Below are 22880 nucleotides of genomic sequence, written 5' to 3' on the forward strand. Positions count from 1 at the left end.
GAAATTCAATATTTTACATAAATTCTATTTATTTTGCGAGATTTCAGTTGGAGGGAACATTTCTCCAAATGCGTCGACCATCTTGTCGCCGTCAAACATACATCTTATTTTGTAGCTCTTTTTTGCAATTTCGGCCTTTGAGTCGTTGATGAAAGTTACGTCAAAAGTCGCATCCACGGCACCTTCTTTTTTGTCCGAAGGCACGGCTTTGAAGTTTTCGATTTTATAGTCCTTGACATTTGATTCATAATACTTCGTGTTCAAAAGTTCCTGGTCGTTTAAGTATTTGATGAGCTGTTCTTCGGAGATGTATTCTCTCATGTCATCGTAATATTTTTTTACTGTCTTTTTCGCTTCGTCGTCAGCGTTTTCATTCAGTTCTTCCAAAGTGAAGATTTGGTTATCTGTCTTTTGTAAAACTTTCACTTGTTCGAAGAACAAATTTGCAAATTCCTCCGCCTTTTTGCTCTTTGTGTCTTCATTTGTCTTGCATCCGCTGAATATCATCAGCGCTATTAAAATTGCAATCATTGCAATTCGTATGGATTTATTTTTCATAATTTCTCCTTTCTACAAAAATATTGAATTCTTTAATATATTATTACCCAATAAAGTACTATAAACAACAGTTTATATATAACCGTTATACAAAAATAAGCTATAAATTACCGCTTATTTTTTTCTGAATACATATACGGAAACAATCAGGAGAAGAACACTTATGGCAATTTTTACATATGCCGAGTTGTATCTCGATTTGATGTATCCGTTTTTCCAATTTTGAATTTTTTCGTCAATCTTAACCCACTTCAAATCGCAGATTCCGTTTTTGTCGGCGCTCATTTTGTCGCTGAAAAGATTTACAGATTCAGGATTTTTAAAGAGCGTACGATTAAACATCATATCGACGTCTTGCGGCGAGTCCACATATTTTTTAAAGAGGGTTTTGTTCACAGGATACAAAATCCCGGAGTCGAAATAGTTTGTATTTTCCAAGAGGTCCGGATAGCTTTGTTTCGGAGCTGTTGTACCTACGATTTTTATCTTGACGATGTGTCCGAAAAGGCTGTCCTCATATGTTTTACCGGTTTCGAAATCGGACGAAAAATTGCTGCCGATTAAAACAGGAATCGGCTCGTCGGATTCGTAGTCGAAATCGAAATAATTTTCGAGCCCTTCTCCGTTTTCAATCTTCGGCGTTACAAGCTCGTACATATCCTTTGAAAAGAAAGTCTGTCTCGGCTCAAGCACTCCGTTTTTGTACATTTGCATAAATGAGGAGTGCGTGTAGTATGGAATGTCCTTTTCCAAAAATTCATCCACAAGTTTCAGCGCATCGTCGGTAAATTCGCTCGGATTTTTTTCGGAAACTGCATCGAGATGGTACAGTTCTTTGTTTGTGAAGACGTCCATCGCATTTTTTGGAGGTGTCGACTTTATCTTTAGAAATGCAAATATCGCAAGCGCAAGTGCGACTATAAATAAAAGCACACCGATTATTTTATTTTTCATAATAGTTCCACCCCAATTCTATAAAATTCGGAAGCTGTCTTTTTCCGAAAATCGAGTCCCAAAAACTTGATTCAATATAATAGAAATCGTTTTTCATGTCCGTCGTCGGTTTCGTGTAAAAAATCGGACTCTTGTCCAAAGCCGGCTCTGCTTTAATCCAAATATTTTTCACATGTCTGTTCGATTTGAGTGCGAACGAATCGCCATCTTTTGTTTCCTGTGAAGGACTGAACTGAATTTTTGTAATCAAATTTAAATTCAAAAGATTTTTAAATGAGTAAAAGTTTGCCGTGTCCTTGTTTGAATTTAAAAAGATTCGATACTCACCGTCCGCACGTGAAACTATAGAGTCTCCAATGATTGTGTTCTTCATTTTCTTTTCGCCGGCTCCAACTGTGAGCGTTTGAAGAAGTAAAAGCGAAAGAAAAACAAGTGCCATTTTATAAATCTTTTTCATAATTTCTCCTTTCTGTAAAATATTGAATTCTTTTATATAGTATTACCCAATAAATCGTTATAAACAACAGTTTATATATTGCGGGTGGAGAATGTTTGCACGTTAAATATGTATGCCGGGATTTTATAATCCCAGCTTGAACCAATCTCTTATTTCGGTGAGTCTTCTTATTCTGTGGTGCGGAAGTCCCGAGCGGCTGAGCTCGTGGTTTTCGCCCTTAAAGAGTACAAGTCTAGATTCGACTCCGAAATATTTGAGCGCCGTGAACATTTGAAGCCCTTCTGTGTGGTAGCATCTGTAGTCTTCGTTGCTGTTTATGAAAAGCGTCGGCGTTTCGACCTTGTCGGCGTATTTGAGCGGGCTTTGCTCCCACATCTTGTCGACACCGCCCCAGCCGGAAACATTGTTCCAAATTGCGGCTCTCGTTTGGTCGTCGGCGAAATAGTAGCCGATGTCCGCCGTGCCCCACATGCTGATCCAGTTTGAAATGGACCTTTGCGAGCAGGCACGTTTGAATCTGTTCGTGTGGCCGATAATCCAGTTTGTCATAAATCCGCCGTAGCTTCCGCCCGTCACAAAAACTCTGTCCTTTTCAATTGCAGGATATTTTTCGAGCACGAGGTCGGTGAAGTCCATCAAATCTTTGTAGTCGATGTCGCCGTATTTTCCGAAAATGTCCATGAAGTCGTTTCCATAGCCGTCGCTGCCGCGCGGGTTTGTGAAGAACACAATATAGCCTTCGTTTGCAAGGAATTGGAGTTCGTGGTAGAAGACCGTGCCGTAAACGGTTTTCGGTCCGCCGTGAATTTCAAAGACGGCAGGATATTTTTTTGTCGCGTCGTAGTTTGGCGGAAGAAGCACAAATCCGGTGTAGTGATAATCGTTTTTGTCCCATTCGACTAGCTCCGGCTTTGCAACATAAACATCTTTCAATCCATCGTTTAAGTGTGTTATTTCAATATGTTCACCATCTTTTATCTCGTAGAGCTCTTGAAGCTTTTGCTCGATTAGAGAAATTGCATAAATCTTTCCGTTTTTCACATCGAATGAATCGACGGAGCCACCGCAGTTTGTGAGCTGCTCGATTTCAAGATTTTTGTCGACGCGGAAAAGTTCGCATTTATATTCGATTGTGGTTGTGAAATAGAAATAGTCGCCGTCGACTTTAAAAGTGTCGCCCTCTCTGTATCTAACGTCGCTTCCGACGCTTGACCAAAATGAAAAGTCCGGCATAATTTTTTTGAGAATTCTTTTTTCGTTCGGCTCAAACAAAATGAGGCTGCCGTTTTCGTTTATTCCGTGCGACTTCATGTCGGTTGCAAGAGTTATGATGTCGTCGCCCATAAATTTCAAAATTTGATAACTCATTCCGTAGAGCGGAGTTATGTCTTCAATTTTGCCGGTTCTTAAATCGAGCATCATCACTTCGCTTGTGAGCGGCATTTTGTCCTTGTAGACATTTGTCGTGAATGCGATTTTTTCGGTATTTTTATTTATGTCGACAAGTTCGACGGTTCTTTCTTTTTCAGTCAAAAAAGTGAGTTCTTTTTTGCCTAAGTCATAGCAGGCGAGGCGACTTCTATTTTTATTTGTAACGCCGGCGCCGTTTCCCCAAAAAGGAATTTCGTCGAACACATGATAGTCTTCGTCGTTCTTGTTTCTTGAAATCATCGCTTCTCTCGACTTCGAGTCGGTCTTGTCGTAGCCGTCCCAAATAGGGTTGTAGTTTTCTATAAAAATAATTTTATTTCCGACAACATCGACAATTGAAAGGTTGGAATCAAATTCCAAAAACTTTTCAGCTTCGCCACCGTTTAAATTAAGTTTATAAATCTTAGTTGAAGGAGCGGCAGATTTGTTTTCAGATTTATCCCTATCATCTCTAAAAATTATCTCATCTTCATTCAAAAAACAAAAACCTTGCCCACTCTTTGTCGTAATTCTTTTTGCGTTGTTGTTTTCGAGTTCAAAAAGTCCCGTCTCATATGACTTTTTATCTTCGCTAATATTTGTCACTTCAAATACAAATCTCTTACCACCATCTGAGAATGTTGGTTTTGAGAGAAATTTGTATTTTGTGAATGCGTCCAGTGTAATTTTATTCATAAAATACCTCCATGTTTATATTATAACAGTTTTAATGTGTTAAAATCAATTTAAAGGGGTATATAATATATATAAAGATAAGGAGGAATATTATGAAACTTACAATCGTAGCAAGAAACTTTGAAATGACGCCTGACTTAAGGGAATTAACGGAAAAGAAACTATCTAAGCTCGATAAATTCTTCGCAGAAGATATAACGGGCAATGCAGTGTTCAGAAGGGTAAAGTCGGATGAAATTTTGGAAGTGACAATATCCCTTCCTGACGGACAAGTTCTTAGGAGTGAACAAAAGACAAAAGACTTTTATGAATCTGTCGACAAAGTGTTAAATCAACTTGAAAGACAGATCAGAAAACATAAAACAAAACTTCAAAAGAGATACCAAAATACAAAGAGCATAAAATTTGAAGAAATCCCTGATTTGGAACCGAAGGAAGTCGTTGAAGGACCGAAAGTTGTTCGTGAAAAAGCATTCTTCTTGAAACCGATGTCGAGAGAAGAAGCGGCTCTTCAAATGGACCTTGTAACACACGATTTCTATCTCTTTAGAGATTCTGAAAATGACAAGGTTTCTGTAATTTATAAGAGAGGCGACGGCGACTACGGCGTTTTGAGAGAAGAATAGTGAAAAAGATAAAAATATATGACTTTGATAAGACCCTGGTCGACATAGATTCGATCAGGGTTCTTATAAGATTTGCATTAAAAAATGGATATATAAATATTTTCGGGCTCTCGTGGTGGATTATAAAGGGCTTTTTTGCTATGCTTTTCACCGGTAGATTTGAAAAATTAAAAAGTGCATTTGTCAGAGTTGTGGAGGCCGTTCCTGACAATGCATTAAAAGAGTTTTCGAAAGGATTCGTTGAAACGCACGGGTACAAAAATTTGATTGATGAGATCAATGAGGAGGGTTATATCACAATTCTTTGCTCTGCAAGTCTTTATGGATATATGAAATATGTAAAGGAAATTTTAGGTTTTGATTATCTTATCGCGACGGGTCACTCGGGTGGCAAGGTTATTGGAAACAACAATACAAAAATGACCAAGAAAGAAAATTTGGAAAAGCTATTCCAAAAAGAGGGGATTGAAGTTTCTTACGATGAGTCAAAGTCTTACACCGACAGTTATAAAAATGACTTTTGGATGTGCAGTTTCACAAAGAATAAGTTTGTTGTGAATTCAAAAAAATCTTACCCTGATTTTATAAATATAGAAGGAATGATAAATTGAGTTCTTTAATTTAATATGATATAATAAAGAAAGTATAGTTATGAAATGGAGTTACGAAATGAAAAAGTTTAAAGTAGCATTTATAACTGCTTTTTTTGCATTTACGGCATTTTATATTTTCGCAGTTGTTAAAAATGCACATAATCCGTTTGCAAAATATATCGGTGTCGAATCAGAAAAGGAAAAGACGACAGATGAAGATATAAATGGCTCACAAGAAAAAGAAATCGACCTCGAAAAGATGAAAAAACCGAAAGAGGAGTTTAAAGGCGAGATTACTTTTGTCGTGATGGGAATTGACGGCATGGACCTCACAACTGAGGAGGCAAAGCATCAAAGAACCGACACGATGATTTTGACGAGAATAAATTTTGACACGGGTGAAGTGAGAATGCTCAATTTGCCGCGTGATACACAATATAAATTTCCAAACGGCAACTATGTAAAGCTAAACGCCGGTCATGCGACGGGTGGAAGCGAGCTTGCATTGAAATATATAAACAATCTTACCGGACTTCAAGTTGATAAATATGCCAAAGTTGACTATATGGCTGTGAAGAATCTTGTTGATTCAATAGGCGGAGTAGAGTTTGAGATTCCTTTCAGAATGAAATATCTCGATACAACAAAAGGTAAGGAACTCTCGATTGATTTCAAACCTGGGCTTCAAACTATAAACGGACAACAAGCGATTGAGTTTTTAAGATGGAGAAAAAATTCGCCGGGCATTCCGATGCCGACGGATGGCTCAGATATTTCGAGAATTGAGCATCAACAACAGTTTATAAAGGCGGTTATAAGTCAAGCACTAAGCTTTAAAAATGTTTTCAAACTCCCGAAAATTTTGAGAGTTGTGCTTCCGAATGTGGAGACAAACATTCCGATTGAAACAATCTTAAAGATGGCAACATCTGCGGGGAAAATAGATACTGAAAATATAAAGACAATGACTCTTCCGGGCCATGCAGAAAATGATGCCGAAGGGATAAGTTATTGGATTATGAACAAGGCTGAAGCCGATAATTTGATTAACGAGAATTTCAGATAAGACTGGACGAAAGTTTGGTCTTTTCCTATTTTTGGAGGAAAAATGAAAATAGATGTTACAAATATCACGCTCGAAACAAAGAGACTTATATTAAGAGCGTTTCAAATTGAAGACTTAGAGAATTTTTTCGATTATGCAAGAGTGCCGGGAGTCGGTGAAGCAGCGGGTTGGATTCATCACAACTCAATTGAGGATACGAAAAAAGTTGCGGAAATGTTTATAAAAGAGAAGAACATCTTTTCGCTTGTAGACAAAGATACGGGAAAAATGATTGGTACACTTGGTCTTCACGAGCCTGATGGAAAAATGCCGGAGCTTGTTTATGAAAAATTTAAAAAGAAAAACATTGTCGAGCTTGGGTTTGTGCTCTCAAATGAATATTGGGGCAAAGGTTTGATGCCTGAAGCAGTGAGTGCAGTTCTTAAATATCTTTTTGAAAATACTGACGCGGAGTTTGTTATGGCGGGGTATTTTGTAAACAATGAGCGTTCGATGAGAACTCAAGAAAAAGTCGGGATGAAAAAGTTTGCCGAAGGAATAGGCAAGGACGCAGACAAAAAGGACATTGGAATTTGTTTTACAGGTATAACAAAGGAGAAATATTTTGATAGAATTACCAACAGATGAGATACAATCACAAAGGATAATTTTGAGGAAATGGATTGATTCAGATCTTGAAGCACTTTATGAATTTGGCAAAGTCGAAGGAGTTGGCGAAGCGGCGGGATGGCACCACTTTTTGTCAGAGAATGACGCCCGAGATTTTCTTGAAATGTTTAAGAAATTAAACACCGTTTTTTGTATATACCACAAGGATGATGAAAAGGCGATAGGAACACTTGACTTTATTGTGGATAAAGATTACACCGACGGCAAAACCATGTGCATCGGCTATTCTCTTTCAAAGGCCTATTGGGGACAAGGCATAATGAAGGAAGCGATTGAAGCGGCAATTCCGTTTTTTAAATCCGAAAACATGTTGAGGCTTTCCGCAAATGTGTACTCGACGAACAACAATTCAATTCGGCTTCTCAATAAACTTGATTTTGAATTTATGTATGAGTTCGAAGACAAAGACGCCCATGGCAGACCTATTGTCGCGAACAAATATGTGAAGGAGATTTGATTCTAAAAAAATAAACTCGGCTGTGTTTTATTCACAGACCGAGTTTTTGTGTGTCTATTTTGCGGAAACTTTTCTTATTTCCTTATCAAGTTTTTTCCATTCGTCGAATTTTTTTACTACAGTTCCCGATAGAAGTACAACGCCGATCCAGTTCGGGATGACCATGAGTGCGTTAAAGAAGTCGCTGAACATCCAAACTGTGTCTACCGGAATTATTGTTCCGAGAACTATTGCAACGAGAACTAGAATTCTGTAAGGGGTGAGTGCTTTTTTTCCAAATAGGTAAGCGATGTTACTTTCGCCGAAGTAGTACCAACCGACGATTGTAGTGAATGCAAAGAATACTAGAGAAATTGCAAGGAACATGAGACCTGCGTTTCCGAATGCAATTTCAAATCCTTTTTGTGTTACTGCAACTGTTTGAAGATCGAGTCCGGCTGAAATATTGTGTGCGTTTGTTACTAGAATGACAAGAGCTGTGAGTGTACATATTACGAGTGTATCAACAACTACACCTGCCATAGCTACGAGACCTTGATTAACCGGGTGTGGAACTTCAGCAACTGCGTGAGCGTGCGGAGTTGAACCCATTCCGGCTTCGTTGGAGAAAAGTCCCCTTTGGAGGCCAAGTCTAATTGCTTTTTTCATTGACACACCGACAAGTCCGCCGAGGACTGCTTCACTTGAAAATGCTGCAGTAAATATTCCCTTGAATACAGGAATGATTTGGTCATGGAATTTAAATAGAATGACAAATCCACCGATGATGTATATTAGAGCCATAATCGGAACAACAAGTTCAGCAAATTTTGAAATTCTTGAAATACCGCCAATGACTATCATTCCAACTAAAACTGCAAGAACAAGTCCTGTAATTACCGGAGTAATACCGAAACCGTTTTTAAGTGAAAGTGAAATTGAGTTTGATTGGACCATGTTTCCGACTAGTCCCAAAGCTATAATGATGAAAATCGAGAAGAGTACTGCCAAAACTTTTCCAAATTTTTTATTTTTTAAACCGTGTGTGAGATAGTAAGCAGGACCACCATAGACAGTGTCATCTTTCTTTTCTCTGTAAGTTTGAGCAAGTACAGCTTCGGCGAATATTGTGCTCATGCCAAGGATTCCTGAAACCCACATCCAAAATACTGCACCCGGTCCGCCGACCATAATAGCCCCTGCAACTCCACCGATGTTACCGGTTCCGACTTGTGCTGCAATTGCCGTTGCAAGTGCTTGGAATGCACTGACTCCGGAGTCGCCTTTTTTATCTTTCTTAGTAAAAACTCCACCGAAAGCTTCTTTAATAGCTCTCCCTAATTTTGTTACTTGTGGAAAACCAAGTCTAATGGTGTAGAGAATACCGACCCCGAGAAGCATATACGCTATAAGGTTATCCCAAAGATAACTTGTTAGTTTTTGAATAATATCTATCATACCTAACCTCCATAAAGTATGCGAATTTTTTATGTGCTAGCCACCTCGATGCTAACACGCTAAAGTAAAGAATACTTTGTTATACCTATACAGAATTTTTATTCATAAATTATGTACAGGAGATAGATTGGGAGGATATCTCCCAATCATTATTTAAGCTCTAAGCTTTTCCATTCTTTATATTTATTAACAACTATGTTTGACATTAGCATTATTCCAATCCAGTTCGGAATAACCATGAGTGCGTTTAGAAGATCACTCATTGTCCAAATTGAGTTAAAGTGTGTGACAGTTCCGAATATTACTGCAAGAACAACTAAAATTTTATATGGAATAACTGCTTTTTTGCCGAATAGATAAACTATGTTACTTTCGCCGTAGTAGTACCAACCGATCATTGTTGTATATGCGAAGAAGAGAAGGAGTATTCCTAAGAATGCCGTTCCCGTTTCGCCGAGTGCAAGTTCAAATCCTTTTTGTGTTACGGTAATCGGGTTCATAGTTGTATCAAGTGCAGTGTGTGCATTTGTTACAAGTATTATAAGTGCAGTGATTGTAGAAATTATTATTGTGTCGATAACAACGCTAACCATTGCAACAAGCCCTTGTTTTACAGGGTGGTCAACTTCAGCAATTGCGTTTGCTTGTGGTGTTGCACCCATACCTGCTTCATTTGAGAAAAGACCCTTTTGAATTCCAAGTCTAACAGCTTCTTTGACGCTTATACCGATTGCACCACCGAGTGCTGCTTTTGCGGAAAATGCGGATGTGAAAATAGATTTTAATGCAGGAATAATTTCATTGCTTAATTTTGCAAGAATAACTACACCGACTCCAATGTAAATTAGAATCATTACCGGAACTATAAGTTCGGCAACTTTAGAAATTCTCTTTATTCCGCCGGCAATGATTATTGCCACGAGCGCTGCAAGGACTATACCGGTTAGAATAGGTTTTATACCGAAGCCTTCACTCATAGATGTAGAAATAGAGTTCGATTGAACCATATTTCCGACAATGCCGAGTGAAATTACAATTAGTACTGCAAATATTGAAGCGAGAATTTTTCCAAACTTTTTATTTTTCATACCTTTTGAAAGATAATAGGCAGGGCCCCCGTAAACTTCGTCGCCTTTCTTTTCTCTGTAAGTTTGAGCAAGTACAGCTTCGGCGAAAATTGTTCCCATACCGAGAATTCCTGAAATCCACATCCAAAAGATTGCACCCGGTCCTCCGACCATTATTGCACTTGCGATACCGCTTATATTACCGGTTCCGATTTGAGCAGCGAGTGAAACTGCAAGTGCTTGAAACGATGAAACGTGATCTTTTTCACGTCCGTCTTTTAAGAATATGTTTTTAAATGCTTCTTTAAATCCTTTTCCCAATTTTGTGAATTGAGGACATCCTAATTTCACAGTGTAAAAAAGCCCTACGATTAGAAGTAGATAAACTACCATGTTGTCCCATAAAAAGTTTGAAATAGTTTTTATTGTATCTATCATGCCATACCTCCCTAAAATGATAAATCAAATAAAGTTAAAGCTTATTTCTCCATTCGTCATATTTTTTGACTACAATTCCCGACAAAGCAACAAGACCTATAAGGTTCGGAATAACCATCAGTGCATTGAACATGTCGCTGAATAGCCAAACTGTTCCGACAGGAACTATTGTTCCGAGAGTAACAAATAATATTGCAACAATTCTATAAATTGGAAGTGTTTTTCTTCCGAATAGATAAACGACATTACTTTCGCCGAAATAGTACCAACCGATAATGGTTGTAAATGCAAAAAATGCAAGTGCTATTGCAAGGAATATAGTTCCGGCGTGTCCAAATGCGATTTTAAAACCGAGTTGGGTGACCTCGACAGTCTCAAGACCGAGATTCGCCGATTCTATATGAGCACCTGTAACGAGAATTATAAATGCGGTGAGTGTACAAATGAAGAATGTTCCGATGATAACTCCTGCCATAGCGACAAATCCTTGATTAACAGGGTGTGGAACATTTGCAACAGCGTGAGCGTGTGGTGTCGAACCCATACCGGCTTCGTTTGAGAAAAGTCCCCTTTGAAGGCCAAGTCTCATTGCTGTTTTAACTGAAATACCGACCATACCTCCAAGCACAGCTTTGCTCGAGAAAGCGGCGGTAAATATTGCTTTTATAACAGGAATGAATTGAGCGTGGAATTTTATTACCACAACTATGCCTGCAAGAATATAAATAACAGCCATAACCGGAACTATTGTTTCTGCAATTTTGGATATTCTTTGAACTCCTCCGAGAACAATGAGACCAACAATAACTGCTAGTGCAATTCCCGTTATTATTGGAGCAATTCCAAATCCGTTACTTAGTGAAAGAGAAATTGAATTCGATTGAACCATATTTCCGACAAGCCCCAAGGCAATAATTATAAATATTGAAAAAAGTGTTGCTAATATTTTTCCTATCTTTTTATTCTTAAGCCCGTTTGAAAGATAGTATGCAGGTCCGCCATATTGTTCGCCGTTTCTTTCTTCTCTATAGACCTGTGCAAGCACTGCTTCAGCAAAAATTGTGCTCATACCGAGAAGTCCGGAAATCCACATCCAGAAAACTGCTCCGGGACCACCCATCATTATTGCACTTGCCACACCGCCGATGTTTCCGGTTCCAACTTGTGAAGCAACTGCCGTTGCCAAAGCTTGAAATGAACTAACTTCGCCTTCTTTCTTCTCGCCTTTTTTAAAAAGATCTCCGAACGCTTCCTTAAAAATACTTGGTAAGCGTAGGATTTGAGGCAGTCCAAGTCTGATGGTGTATAGTATTCCTACTGCAATAAGCATATAAGCAATCATGTTGTCCCATAAAAATGTAGTAAACTTTTCTATTATACCTATCATATAAACCTCCTTGATATTATAAATTATAACATATTTTATTTCTTGTGTAAACTGTTACTAAAAAACACAATAAATTTATGCCCATTAAATAAAGATAAAGAGGCAAATAAAAAACCCGACTATATTGTCGGGTCGAAAAGTGTCAAGTCATATTCTCGAAGTTTCGGAATTATTATATTTAAAACGACATAAGCATATAAAATTCCTCCGATACAATCAGCGACAATATGTTGCTTGGTGGTCATTGTAGAAAGAATTATAAGTACCATTTGTACTTGGAAGAATTTTCCAATAAAACCTTTGTTATTTGTGTAATGATATGCTACTACAGCACACGCAACGTGTGACGATGGGAATCCATTGTATGGATTATCCATTTTGTAGGTGAGCATTATTAGTTTTTCATAAAAGGTTCTTGGGACAATATCTTCTCTAATGCTAACAACGCTCGGAAGTAAAATAAATGTTAAAATACAAAGAGATTTTACTATAAATAGAGCCATTATATATTCACGATCGTATTTGTCGTCTTTTAAAAAGTACATTATTAAAAATAGAGTCGGATACCATGAATGATAAATAAGAACGGTCCATGGTACCAATTTTATTTGATCGTCGAGCCAAAAACTTAAATCTAGCGGATTTACCGGTTCAACATTTGTGAAGCGATACATCATCGCAAGACTGAAAAATAATGCGATTAATATAAAATTATTCTTGTGGATTTTTGTCAAGTTGTCTTTGTGAAATAATTGTGTCAAAAAATTCCCTCAGCATTTCTAAATAGATTTCCTTTGTTTTGTCATGATATAGATCGAAGCGTCCATCTTTTATGATTTTGAGCTCCGCATTTTTTCCCATGCTTGTGTAGAAGTCGACAAGTGCCTCCTGTTTTTTTATTCCTCCGCCGACGATGTCTTTTTCTCCAACAACAAAAAGAAGCGGGAGATCGTCAGGAATGTATTTTTGTGCGTTTTCATCCTGAATTTTTTTCTTTGCAAGAAGGATCGAACGCCACATTGCAACTGTCGGTACACCTTTCATAAACGGATTTTTATTCATCTTATCTTCCTCATATAAATCTGAAGTCATATATGAGAACATAGAATTCTTTATAAACGGCTTGTTCAAATCTTTCAAAGCTTTATCTTTTATTGCTTCGGAGCGATAAGTTTCGCCTTTGTTTGAGATAAGAAAACTTAAAATTTTGCTGTATATATTATATCTTAAATTCCCAATATATTTTCCTGCCGAAACGAGAACGATACCGTCGGTTTCGTGTCCATATTTAATCGCATAAGTTCTAAGAAGGTCACTTCCAATACCGTATCCTATGAGAAAGTTCGGTTTGTTTCTTTGACGCAAATAAGAATTAAGAACATGAATATCGTCGGTTGCATTGTTCCATCCGTTAAATTCCCCTAAATATAACGACTCCGAAGCATTTTCAATCGCCCTTTTGTGGCCTCTTATGTCCATAATCGCGGCAGATGCTCCCATTTTATTTAAATCTTCCATAAAATCAAAATATCTGTCGCTGCTGTCAAACAGTCCGTGTACTATTTGAACGGTAAATTTCTCATCGTCAATCCTACTGCAATAGACGGGAATCTTGTGACCATCGGTCCCATCCAAAAATAACGTCTCCATAATATTTAAACATTCTCCTTTATTTTTAACAATATATATATTATAATATAGTATAGAATCGCTTAATTGTCAACAATGACAGTTGCAATGCTTATTTTATTAAATTTAGGGTAAAAATAAATAAAGAATGGAGGGTTGAATTTTGAGAGACGATTTTTATTATGACGGACCTGACGATGAAATTATCGATGAAGACAGAGTTGGAAAAACTCCAAACGATGACGCACTTCTTTCGTTTATATTTGGTGTAGTATCAATTTTTCTTGTAATATTCATGAGAAGCGGAATACTTGCAATAATTTTTGGTGCAATTGCATGGTCCAAAGGAAGCAAGGCTATGATTGTCGACAGAAAAAATTCAGTCGCACAAGTTGGAAAAACATTGGGACTTATTGGAATAATATTGGGAACAATATTTTTTGTAACATGCATATCCTGTGTTTCATGCCTCGGATGCAGAGGATACGGATTTAGACCAATGGATAATATGATGAGAGATTTTAGAGGCAGCTGGAGGTTTTAAGTTTTGAAAATGTTTTTTAATGTGCTGGGAGCTAAGATCCCGGCATATGGTTTTTTTATAGCTATAGGGCTTTGTTTTATTATGCTCTATTTGAGGTATCAAAAATATTATAAGGAGCTTGATTTCGATACGGCTCTTAGTGCGATGATATATGCACTTCTTATCGGAGGAGCGGGAGCGAAACTTCTTTACTGGATTACTGATCCGTCGAGTTTTATGATACTTTTCGATTCAAAGTATCCGCTCCTTCAAAGAATACAATATTCATTTAGCGGAGGAATGGTCTTCTTGGGAGGACTGATCGGTGCAGGAATCGGAGTTGTGTTATTTTTAAAGAAATACAAACATATAAAACCGCTGAAGCTTTTGGATATGTTTGCAATATCGATGCCGATTTTACAGATGTTTGGAAGAGTAGGATGCTTTTTTGCAGGATGTTGCTATGGAAGAGCTTCAAATTCTTGCATAGCCGTACAATTTCCGAAAGGTGGACTTGCACCGGCAGGTGTTTCGGTTCTACCTACGCAACTTTTCGGAGTGGTCGGAAACTTTATAATTGTTATTACACTTTTAATTTATTCTAAAAAGAATAAACACCCGGGCAGAATTTTCGGACTATATCTAATAATGTACTCAATCGGAAGATTTATATTGGAATTTTTCAGAGGAGACGAAATCAGAGGAATCTATGGAGCACTCTCAACCTCACAATGGATTTCGATTCCATTATTGGTGCTTGGAATTATTTTGTTTGTAAAGGCAAAGGAAGAAGTATATGAAAAAAATATTGATTAGCACCGGCATGCTTTATGCCGAAGACGACAAATGGAACACACTTGTGCCGATTGCATATAGCGAGGCGATTAAAAGAGCGGGCGGAGTGCCTGTTATTGTGCCTAATATCGCCGATGATGATTTAATCGATTCATACGTCGAAATGTGTGACGGTTTTCTCTTTACCGGTGGCGTTGATATTAATCCGATGATTTATAATGAAGAGATGATTCTTGAAACCAAAAAATATTCTTTTGAAAGAGATGAATTCGAATTAAAGCTTTTAGAAAAAATCAGGGATATAAATAAACCTATTTTGGGAATTTGTCGAGGAATGCAACTCATAAATTCGGTCTACGGCGGAAGCCTTTATCAGGATTTGAAAACGGCGGGATTCAATTTAAATCACAACAATCCTCAAAATATTACCGATGGTACACATTCAATTGCAATTGAAAAGGATTCGATTTTATTTGATATTTTCGGAGAAAAAGAGATTGTGAATTCGTATCACCATCAGGCAGTAAAGGACGTTGCCGAAGGCTTTAGAGTGACATCGCGTGCAAAGGACGGCATTGTTGAATCGATGGAATGGACGGGTGAGAGATACATTCACCTTGTTCAATTTCATCCTGAAATGATGATTTATAAGCATGAAAAGTTCGAAAAGATTTTTGAGGACTTTGTGAAAAGAGCATGAAGAATATACTTTTAACCGGAGCGAGTGGGGGAATCGGATACGCAATTGCGAGAAAATTTCTTGAAAATAGCGATGCTAGAATGATTCTTCAATATAATACGCACGCTCAAAAAATTGAAAGTTTAAAGGAAGAGTTTCCTTATAGAATCGATTCATACAAAGCGGACCTTTCGGATGAAAAGAGCGTGGTCGAATTTTTAAAGAAAATCGACAGCGATTATAAAAGGCTGGACATTATAATTCACAGTGCCGGAATAAGTGTTGTCGACACGATTAACCACACAAAAGTAGAGGACATTTCAAAGATTATTAACGTAAATCTTAAGTCCCCGATTTTAATAACGCAAAAACTTGTGGGAAAGATGATCGAGAAAAAATCCGGAGTTATAATTTTTATCTCCTCGATGTGGGGAATTACGGGTTCGTCTTGCGAGTCGGTTTACTCCGCAACAAAGGGCGGTATTATTGCTTTTTCAAACAGTCTGTCAAAAGAACTTGGACCGTCGAACATTAGAGTGAACAGCGTTAGCCCGGGCTTTATAAATACGGCGATGAATGACAATATAAAAATTGAAGACAGAGATTTATTTGTTTCGGAAATTCCACTTCTAAGAGCAGGGGAGGCAACCGACGTTTCGAATGCGATTTATTTTCTTTGCAGCGACGAAGCCTCATATATTTCGGGAGCAAACCTCCGAGTTGATGGGGGCTATTTATAATATGTAATTTGTTTGTGTGAAATTTAATTGGAAAAATATTTATGCACATATTTAAAATATGACAATTTATTTTTATACAAACACAAAAATAACAGGACTCTAAGGGGTCCTGTTATTTTAAAATTTAAATCTGATATATTTTATCTTAACGCCGTTTTCTCTGAACCTTTCTTCATAGTGACTTATTGGAGTTGTCGGTGGAGCGTCGTCCGACTTTTCGAGAATTACGCCGTCCACTTCTTCGATGTAGGAAAGAGTATCTACATAAAGCTCATCGTCGTCGGTTCTAAAGTCGATTTCGCCGTCGGGTTTTAAAATATTTTTGTACTTTAAAAGTCTTGAAGGATAGGTAAGACGTCTATTATTTTGTCTATTTTTCGGCCAAGGATTCGGAAAGTGAATCGTGATTGAATCAACTTCGTTTTCCGCAAAAATATTTTCGACGTGGTCAATTTCTCGTGGAATGATGAGAGCGTTATCAACATTTGACTCGAGAAGTTCATCAAGTGCATAAACTAAAACACCGGCTTCCTTGTCCCAAAGCACAAAATTTCTGTTTTTGTCTTTTCGTGCAAGTGCAAGACAGTAGCCACCGCTTCCGCAACCTATGTCAAGATGAATCGGATTGTTATTATTAAATTTTTCGCTCCAGTGGCCTTTGTTTTCTTCCGGCCAGAAGAAAGCCTTGCCGCTGTCAAGCAATGTGGGCACTGCCCACCATTTTTTTCTCATTCTCATAAAAAACACCACATCCATTTTATCATAAATCACAGAATAAATAAACAGATTTAATTTTAATAAGTCTTTTGAAATATGACTTTTAATTTTTTAATATACATTAAAAGTATATCTTATACATAGAACATGATGAATTAGTGATTAACATCACTAATTATACGTAACTGTACTCACATTTCTAAAAAGATTACGTTTTTTTATCATTATTTTATATAAAACTGTGTAATTTTTATGAAAGTGTGGTATAATATATGTAGATGAGATAAGAGATCTCATTTCAAAATACAAAGGAGGAACTTCTATGACATATCATATTACAGATGATTGCATCGCTTGCGGTCAATGTCAAGCTGAATGCCCTGTAGATGCAATTTCAGATGGCGACATTTACTCAATCGATGGTGAAAAGTGCATCGGATGCGGAAACTGTGCAGACGTTTGCCCAACAGGATCATGTGTACCTTGTGAATAGTAGGTACATAACAACGACATAAGTTGTCGTTAAAAAGAGTCTTATTATAAGGCTCTTTTTTTTGGATGACGGGCATGTTCTAATGCTGGGGTGAAAATCCCCACAGAGCGTAGTTACCGACGAATCTAATAGCGACTTGCATGTTTTAGATGGTGACATCTAGGAGAGAAGAACGGGTAGCGAAACCGTATGAAAAACTCCTGGCCCCAATCTTTGCAAACAAAAGTGTGGATACAATTATAAATCCAGCAGTCGCCAATTTATCTGGCGGGGAAAAACAAAGAATAGCCTTCGCCAGGGTCATATATAGAGATCCAGATGTCTTGATTTTGGACGAAATCACATCCAACATAGACGACAAGTCAGCTCGTGAAATCTACGCACGCGTTAATGAAGAGAGAAATAAGAGAATAACCTTTATAATCTCCCATGATGACTTGCCGGGAGAAATATCCAATAAAGAGATTAAATTGTAAAAATTAAGATGACAAAATAAAGTTGTGGGCCTAAAAACCCACAATTTTTTTATTGAAAAAAATAAAAAATGCAGTATTTACTCATGTAATCTTTTTTAACTCATGTTAGAATAAAAAATGTTAAAGGAGGTTTATTATGAGTAAAATAATCAAAAAACATTGGTTGACATATGTTTTGGCGGTGATTTTAAGTATAGGGTCAGCGTTTTTATTTGCCATGTTTTCTGTTAGACTAGGGACAGTTGTTGACGTTGTAGTTAACCAAGATGTAGACTTTGTTTCAAAAATATTAGCATGTCTTAAGGTTGTAATCGGATGGTTTATTGTTTCCCTTTTATTCACGTATATAAAGAGTAAAAATGTATCAGACATAATTAGAGATGCAAAAAAAGACCTTTATGTGTCTGTCAATAAAAAGGAAATGAACGATTATGTATCAAAGTCAAATGAATATTATTTGAACAACTTTACAAAAAACATTGACCTATTGCAAACAAACTATTTGTCACCTAGATGTGAGATTGTTGCGAACTTTATATCGGCCTTGGTTAGTATTGGAACAATATTTTTTATCAATTGGAAGTTGGGTTTATCATTCGTTGGGGTTTCCCTTGTTACGATAATTTTATCCCAATTACCGGGAGTAATAATGGCTAAAAAAACCAATGAATTTTCAGATGAAAGTGCGAACTATTTAAAGGTAATAAATAATCATCTAAAAGGCTTTGAACAAATTAAACTACTTGGCGTATCTGATATTTTTTTGAAAAAATACCTTGATAGGGATAAACAATATGAGAAAAGCAGGTTTTCGTATATATTTGTATCTAGCCTTGCCAATGACCTTGGACTTTTTTTCAGCTTTTTTGCCCAATTGGCTTGCATGTCAATAGGGGTATGGTTTGCTCTTAGGGGAGATATTACAGTTGGTTTATTAATTTCTGCAATAAACTTGTTAAATGGCGTGTTTAATCCCTTGCAACAATTAGCCTATAATAAAAACTTGATGGGGACAGTTAGCGACATAATGAAAAGTTTTGATGAAATTTTATCAACAGAGAAAAATAAAGGTCAACTAATTCAAAATAATATTTCAACCATAGACATTAAAGATTTGGATTTTAAGTTTGCAGAAGATAAGATAATTTTTGAAGACTTTAATACAAAATTTGAAAAAGGAAAAACCTACGCCATAGTAGGAGAATCCGGGCGAGGAAAGTCCACTCTTGCTAAGCTAATAATGAAATATTATGGCTCAGACCAGTACAAAGGCGAGATCCAGTTAAACAAGCAAGATGTAAATACAATTTTGACCGACGACCTTTATAAGAAAGTTGCTTATATACAAAGAAATGACTTTTATATTGATGGATCTGTAAGAGATAACATAGAGCTCTATAGAAAATTGGAAGCTAATAATGGTCTTTATAGGGAATTGAAATTTAATGACAGCTTTTTAGATAAGTCTATTGAAGAAGGGAGCAGGAACCAAGTGTCCACAGGTGAAAAACAAAGGATAGACATTGCAAGATTTCTGGTAGAAAATTATGATGTTATGATTTTTGATGAGCCTACAAGTAACTTGGATAAGGAAACAAGCGAAATTATTTTTGATTTGATTTTTGGAATCAAAGATAGGATTGTTATCGTCATCACCCATGTAAATGATGAAAATACACTAAAAAGATTTGATCAAGTTATAAGGTTATAAATTTGTCTTATTTTCTTAAAGGACTGTGATAACTACTTTCTATATGGTAAAATAAAGCTATAGAGGGGTTGTGGTGAGTATATGTACAAGAAAATGTTAAAAAATATTAGCATCCATGCTTTTATACTGATGTATTTTGCTATTCTTCAAGCGACAGGTCTTTTGGTAAAAGACTATGTAGTTCTGGGAAAAATATTAAATTTAGCTAGGCGTGTAATTATTATTTTTGTTGCAGTGGAGTTGTCTAATAATAAAATTTCTTTTAGGACTTCTTTAATATACAGTATTTTATTTATGGTCCCCATTGCTGTTGGTGCCTTGGACTTTGTTAGTTTTAATACTAAAATTATTTATCTGACCTATGTTTTTATTTGCATTTATCTTGTGAAAGTTTTAAAGATAAAGAATTTTAAAAATATTAATATATTACCATTGACATTGAGGTCTTTGCTCATCTTGGCTTTGGGTTTTGGAGTGTTTGCTGGTGTTACGGTTTATATATTTGGCATTGATCCAAAATCAATAGACCTGATGTATCATTTTACCTATTTATTTTTTGAATTGGTTTTGACCTTATATTTTAAAGAACAAGAAAATATTTACGACAAGATTTACAAGCTCTATTATCTGTCTGACCACATTGGTCAAGAGAGGGAAGAATTTGCCCGCGTTATCCACGACGATATTGTCCAGGATATTTTTGCCTGCAAGAATTACCTGTCGGCCAAGGACCCTGATTTGGGCTTCGTAAAAGAAATTTTAACTGACCTGGAGGACAAGGCCAGGGGGGTTATGAAATACTACCAGTCCAATGTTTACGATGACATTGATGTGGGTGCTTCCTTGGAGCATGTATTCGCAAATATTGCCAGCCTTTACAAGGATAAGGACCTTGATCTACACATGGATATAGAGCCTGAGGCTACAGATATTAAGGATAAAAAATTAAAACGCCTCTTGCTTTTGGTATCCAAGGAGCTAGTCAACAATATTTACAAGCACTCGGAGGGAAGATATTTAAATTATAGTCTTAGCATGGAGGATAATAAAGTCCTTATAAATTTGGAGAGCGACGGGGCAACCAAGGAGGATTTTAAAAATATTCAGGAATCCAAGAGGGGGATTTTGATTCTGACTCTTTTGGTCGAGTCCAATTCTGGAAAGATAAATTATGATTTGAAGGGGGACAAATTGTTTACCCAAGTACTCATGGAGGTGAGGGAAAATTAAAATTTTACTCTTAGACGATCACAAGATTCTGGGCCAATCTATAAAGGTCCTCTTGGAAGAGCAGGAGGGGGTCGAGATGTGCACCTATATAGCTAGGCCGGAAGACTTGGATGCAAATTTAAAAAATGCTTATGATATTTTGCTCCTGGATATAAATCTACGGGGAGAAAAAACTGGCTTAGAGATGATAGGTGGAATCTTGGAAAAATTCCCCGACCAAAAGATAGTCATCTTGACCTCTTATGATTTGGAAAATTATAGACAGCGGGCCTTTGAATACGGGGCCAAAGATTTTATCAACAAGTCCATAGAAATCGGTGACATGATGGAAAGGCTAAGGAAAGTGCATGAGGGCAAGACCCGGGCCATCGCTGTCGAAATGGTAAACGAACTCAGCCCCAGGGAAGTGGAAGTCCTCACGGAACTTGTAAAGGGCGATAGCAAAAAGGAAATTGCCGAAAAACTCCACATCAGCGAACGCACCCTCTACAACCATATAGCCTCAATCTATGAAAAGTTCGGCGTGAAAAATATAGTTGAAGCCTACAATTCCGGCATGGAAAAAGGCTACATCAACCCATATGCAAATAAAAAGGAGCATTAAGCCTCCTTTTTTTGTGATTTAAATTTCTTTATTAAAAATATTTATCCTTGTATGCTATTCTTTATTATTTTTTTATTTACATTTTACAACTCGCAAATATTACAAAAACAATGGCTCGCTATAATGAGAATTAGTTTCAAGGAGGTAATTATGAAACAAAGAATTTTAATTTTATTAACTGTATTTGCAATGCTTTTCACAGCAGGTTGCAAAAAGTCAGGAAGTGCAGCAAAAGAAGACGGAAGAACCGTAATAACATTTTGGCACTCTATGGGTGGAAACTTAAACGAAGCAATCGACAAGATGGTTGCAGATTACAACGCATCTCAAAATAAGTATTTGGTAAAAGCTGAATTCCAAGGCGAATATGACGACGCTCTTACAAAATTAAGATCGGCATCGTCGGGCAGCGCTCTTGATGTTGATATAGTACAAGTTTTTGAATTAGGGGCAAGATTTATGATTGATTCAGGTCTAATAACTCCGGTTCAAGAAATGATCGACAAGACAAATTTCAACACGGCAGATTTGGAGCCGAACCTTTTGGCATACTATACAATCGACGGAAAGTTGAACTCGATGCCTTTTAATTCATCGACACCGCTTCTTTATTACAATAAGGATATGTTTAAAAAGGCGGGAATTACAGAAGTGCCGAAGAGTCTTGAAGAAATGGTTGAAGTCGGAGAAGAACTTAAGGCAAAGGGCGTTGAAATGCCGCTTAGTATGTCAATTTACGGCTGGTGGGTCGACCAATTTATGTTGAAACAACAAAAGCCGCTCTTCGATATGAACAACGGAAGAGGAGGAAATCCTACAAAAACAGTGTTTGTTGAAAACGGCGGAATGGAAAACATTCTCGAAAGATGGAAAGAACTCGCCGATAAGGGCATAGCTCCAAACGTCGGAAGAACGGGTGGAAAACAAGAATTCGTTTCGGGAGTTTCAGCAATGACTTTCGGATCGACAGCATCGCTTGCAGGAATTTTGCAAGAAGTCGGAGATAAATTTGAAGTCGGAACTGCATATTATCCTGCAGTAAACAAAGACGACAAGGGAATGGTTTCAATCGGCGGTGCATCTCTTTATATGATAGACTCGGGAAGCGACGAGAGAAAAGCCGGCGCATGGGATTTCATTTCATATATGGTTTCTCCGAAGTCACAAGCATATTGGAATGCAAACAGCGGATATTTTCCTGTGAATGTGAAAGCACACGATGAAGATGTGTTTAAGGAAAACATCAAGAAGTTCCCGCAATTCAAAACTGCAATAGATCAACTTCACGACTCAACTCCGGAAAGCCAAGGAGCAATTTGTGCAGTTTATCAAGAAAGCAGACAAGTTTTTGAAAAATATGTTGAAGATATGTTAAATGGTGTGAAAACTCCGAAAGAAGCAGCGGAAGCAATGCAAAAGGATATTGACTCCGCAATAAACGACTACAACAGAGCAAATAAGAAATAGC

The 22880-nt window shown here is 37.1% G+C and carries 25 protein-coding genes; 15 read left to right on the top strand and 10 right to left on the bottom strand.

The genetic code is table 11. The features are described from left to right. Positions 1 to 24: 24 nt before the first annotated feature. From C7381_RS02335 to C7381_RS02350, 4 genes are all read right to left on the bottom strand, one after another. Positions 25 to 558 (bottom strand): hypothetical protein, encoded by a 534-nt coding sequence (locus tag C7381_RS02335; protein ID WP_116479733.1) that lies wholly within the window; start codon positions 556 to 558, stop codon positions 25 to 27. Between the two features lie 114 nt (positions 559 to 672). After that, entirely contained in the window at positions 673 to 1512 is an 840-nt protein-coding gene (locus C7381_RS02340; RefSeq protein ID WP_116479734.1) for a hypothetical protein, read from the bottom strand. Continuing rightward, a complete protein-coding gene (locus C7381_RS02345) occupies positions 1502 to 1969 on the bottom strand; it encodes a hypothetical protein (RefSeq protein ID WP_116479735.1) in 468 nt (155 codons plus the stop codon). The genes C7381_RS02340 and C7381_RS02345 overlap by 11 nt, the downstream gene beginning before the upstream one ends. 123 nt (positions 1970 to 2092) lie before the next feature. Further along, on the bottom strand, positions 2093 to 4075 hold the full coding sequence (locus tag C7381_RS02350; protein ID WP_116479736.1) for an alpha/beta hydrolase family protein: 1983 nt from the start codon (positions 4073 to 4075) through the stop codon (positions 2093 to 2095). 92 nt (positions 4076 to 4167) lie between these two features. Between C7381_RS02350 and hpf the strand changes: the two genes are divergently transcribed. Genes hpf through C7381_RS02375 form a run of 5 tightly spaced genes read left to right on the top strand, consistent with a single transcriptional unit; the run spans position 4168 to position 7486 of the window. Beyond that, complete coding sequence (gene hpf / locus C7381_RS02355; protein ID WP_034544815.1) at positions 4168 to 4701, top strand: ribosome hibernation-promoting factor, HPF/YfiA family; 534 nt, start codon at positions 4168 to 4170, stop codon at positions 4699 to 4701. Continuing rightward, positions 4701 to 5312 carry an HAD family hydrolase gene (locus tag C7381_RS02360; RefSeq protein WP_165803562.1) on the top strand — a complete coding sequence of 204 codons (612 nt, stop codon included), beginning with the start codon at positions 4701 to 4703 and terminating at the stop codon, positions 5310 to 5312. The genes hpf and C7381_RS02360 overlap by 1 nt, the downstream gene beginning before the upstream one ends. Before the next feature lie 58 nt (positions 5313 to 5370). Beyond that, positions 5371 to 6360: an LCP family protein gene (locus C7381_RS02365; RefSeq protein ID WP_165803563.1), complete on the top strand. Its 990-nt coding sequence runs from the start codon at positions 5371 to 5373 to the stop codon at positions 6358 to 6360. Between the two features lie 42 nt (positions 6361 to 6402). After that, positions 6403 to 6987, top strand: a complete 585-nt coding sequence (locus C7381_RS02370) for a GNAT family N-acetyltransferase (RefSeq protein ID WP_116479739.1) — start codon at positions 6403 to 6405, stop codon at positions 6985 to 6987. Then, complete coding sequence (locus tag C7381_RS02375; RefSeq protein WP_165803564.1) at positions 6965 to 7486, top strand: GNAT family N-acetyltransferase; 522 nt, start codon at positions 6965 to 6967, stop codon at positions 7484 to 7486. The genes C7381_RS02370 and C7381_RS02375 overlap by 23 nt, the downstream gene beginning before the upstream one ends. 54 nt (positions 7487 to 7540) lie before the next feature. Here the strand turns inward: C7381_RS02375 and C7381_RS02380 are convergent, their stop codons facing one another. From C7381_RS02380 to C7381_RS02400, 5 genes are all read right to left on the bottom strand, one after another. After that, positions 7541 to 8923, bottom strand: coding sequence for an alanine/glycine:cation symporter family protein (locus C7381_RS02380; protein WP_116479741.1), 1383 nt, complete (start codon positions 8921 to 8923; stop codon positions 7541 to 7543). A 149-nt stretch (positions 8924 to 9072) separates the two neighbouring features. Beyond that, positions 9073 to 10428, bottom strand: coding sequence for an alanine/glycine:cation symporter family protein (locus C7381_RS02385; RefSeq protein ID WP_116479742.1), 1356 nt, complete (start codon positions 10426 to 10428; stop codon positions 9073 to 9075). Positions 10429 to 10462: 34 nt separating this feature from the next. Further along, positions 10463 to 11815 (bottom strand): alanine/glycine:cation symporter family protein, encoded by a 1353-nt coding sequence (locus C7381_RS02390; RefSeq protein ID WP_116479743.1) that lies wholly within the window; start codon positions 11813 to 11815, stop codon positions 10463 to 10465. A gap of 119 nt (positions 11816 to 11934) precedes the next feature. Beyond that, positions 11935 to 12576, bottom strand: a complete 642-nt coding sequence (locus C7381_RS02395; protein WP_034544829.1) for a phosphatase PAP2 family protein — start codon at positions 12574 to 12576, stop codon at positions 11935 to 11937. Then, positions 12527 to 13465, bottom strand: coding sequence for an alpha/beta fold hydrolase (locus C7381_RS02400; protein ID WP_116479744.1), 939 nt, complete (start codon positions 13463 to 13465; stop codon positions 12527 to 12529). Before C7381_RS02400 ends, C7381_RS02395 begins: the two co-directional genes overlap by 50 nt. 142 nt (positions 13466 to 13607) lie before the next feature. On the opposite strand from C7381_RS02400, the gene C7381_RS02405 reads away from it, so the two are divergent. From C7381_RS02405 to ymfI, 4 genes are read left to right on the top strand one after another with little or no spacing between them, the layout of a single operon-like run. After that, positions 13608 to 13988 (top strand): DUF4190 domain-containing protein, encoded by a 381-nt coding sequence (locus C7381_RS02405; protein WP_034544831.1) that lies wholly within the window; start codon positions 13608 to 13610, stop codon positions 13986 to 13988. Between the two features lie 9 nt (positions 13989 to 13997). Beyond that, positions 13998 to 14783: a prolipoprotein diacylglyceryl transferase gene (locus tag C7381_RS02410; RefSeq protein WP_245893697.1), complete on the top strand. Its 786-nt coding sequence runs from the start codon at positions 13998 to 14000 to the stop codon at positions 14781 to 14783. Continuing rightward, complete coding sequence (locus C7381_RS02415) at positions 14764 to 15462, top strand: gamma-glutamyl-gamma-aminobutyrate hydrolase family protein (RefSeq protein ID WP_034544832.1); 699 nt, start codon at positions 14764 to 14766, stop codon at positions 15460 to 15462. The genes C7381_RS02410 and C7381_RS02415 overlap by 20 nt, the downstream gene beginning before the upstream one ends. Beyond that, the gene (gene ymfI / locus C7381_RS02420; protein WP_116479746.1) at positions 15459 to 16181 is read left to right on the top strand and encodes an elongation factor P 5-aminopentanone reductase; all 723 of its coding nucleotides are present in this window, start codon (positions 15459 to 15461) and stop codon (positions 16179 to 16181) included. The genes C7381_RS02415 and ymfI overlap by 4 nt, the downstream gene beginning before the upstream one ends. A gap of 117 nt (positions 16182 to 16298) precedes the next feature. Here the strand turns inward: ymfI and trmB are convergent, their stop codons facing one another. Continuing rightward, positions 16299 to 16919 carry a tRNA (guanosine(46)-N7)-methyltransferase TrmB gene (gene trmB / locus C7381_RS02425; RefSeq protein ID WP_165803565.1) on the bottom strand — a complete coding sequence of 207 codons (621 nt, stop codon included), beginning with the start codon at positions 16917 to 16919 and terminating at the stop codon, positions 16299 to 16301. Between the two features lie 301 nt (positions 16920 to 17220). Here trmB and C7381_RS02430 point away from each other — a divergent pair, with 301 nt between their 5' ends. The 6 genes from C7381_RS02430 to C7381_RS02455 all read left to right on the top strand — a co-directional run bounded on the left by C7381_RS02430 (position 17221) and on the right by C7381_RS02455 (position 22879). After that, positions 17221 to 17391, top strand: a complete 171-nt coding sequence (locus C7381_RS02430) for a 4Fe-4S binding protein (protein WP_081935390.1) — start codon at positions 17221 to 17223, stop codon at positions 17389 to 17391. A 149-nt stretch (positions 17392 to 17540) separates the two neighbouring features. Beyond that, entirely contained in the window at positions 17541 to 17867 is a 327-nt protein-coding gene (locus C7381_RS08765) for an ATP-binding cassette domain-containing protein (protein WP_116479748.1), read from the top strand. A gap of 136 nt (positions 17868 to 18003) precedes the next feature. Further along, positions 18004 to 19578: an ATP-binding cassette domain-containing protein gene (locus C7381_RS02440; RefSeq protein WP_116479749.1), complete on the top strand. Its 1575-nt coding sequence runs from the start codon at positions 18004 to 18006 to the stop codon at positions 19576 to 19578. 81 nt (positions 19579 to 19659) lie between these two features. Then, positions 19660 to 20808 carry a sensor histidine kinase gene (locus C7381_RS02445; protein ID WP_116479750.1) on the top strand — a complete coding sequence of 383 codons (1149 nt, stop codon included), beginning with the start codon at positions 19660 to 19662 and terminating at the stop codon, positions 20806 to 20808. Position 20809: 1 nt separating this feature from the next. Beyond that, positions 20810 to 21412, top strand: coding sequence for a response regulator transcription factor (locus C7381_RS02450; RefSeq protein WP_342748612.1), 603 nt, complete (start codon positions 20810 to 20812; stop codon positions 21410 to 21412). A 150-nt stretch (positions 21413 to 21562) separates the two neighbouring features. Then, positions 21563 to 22879: an ABC transporter substrate-binding protein gene (locus C7381_RS02455; protein WP_245893693.1), complete on the top strand. Its 1317-nt coding sequence runs from the start codon at positions 21563 to 21565 to the stop codon at positions 22877 to 22879. Position 22880: the final 1 nt, after the last annotated feature.

It is taken from the genome of Ezakiella coagulans, from assembly GCF_003096635.1.
In the GTDB taxonomy this organism is placed as follows: Bacteria; Bacillota; Clostridia; order Tissierellales; family Peptoniphilaceae; genus Ezakiella; species Ezakiella coagulans.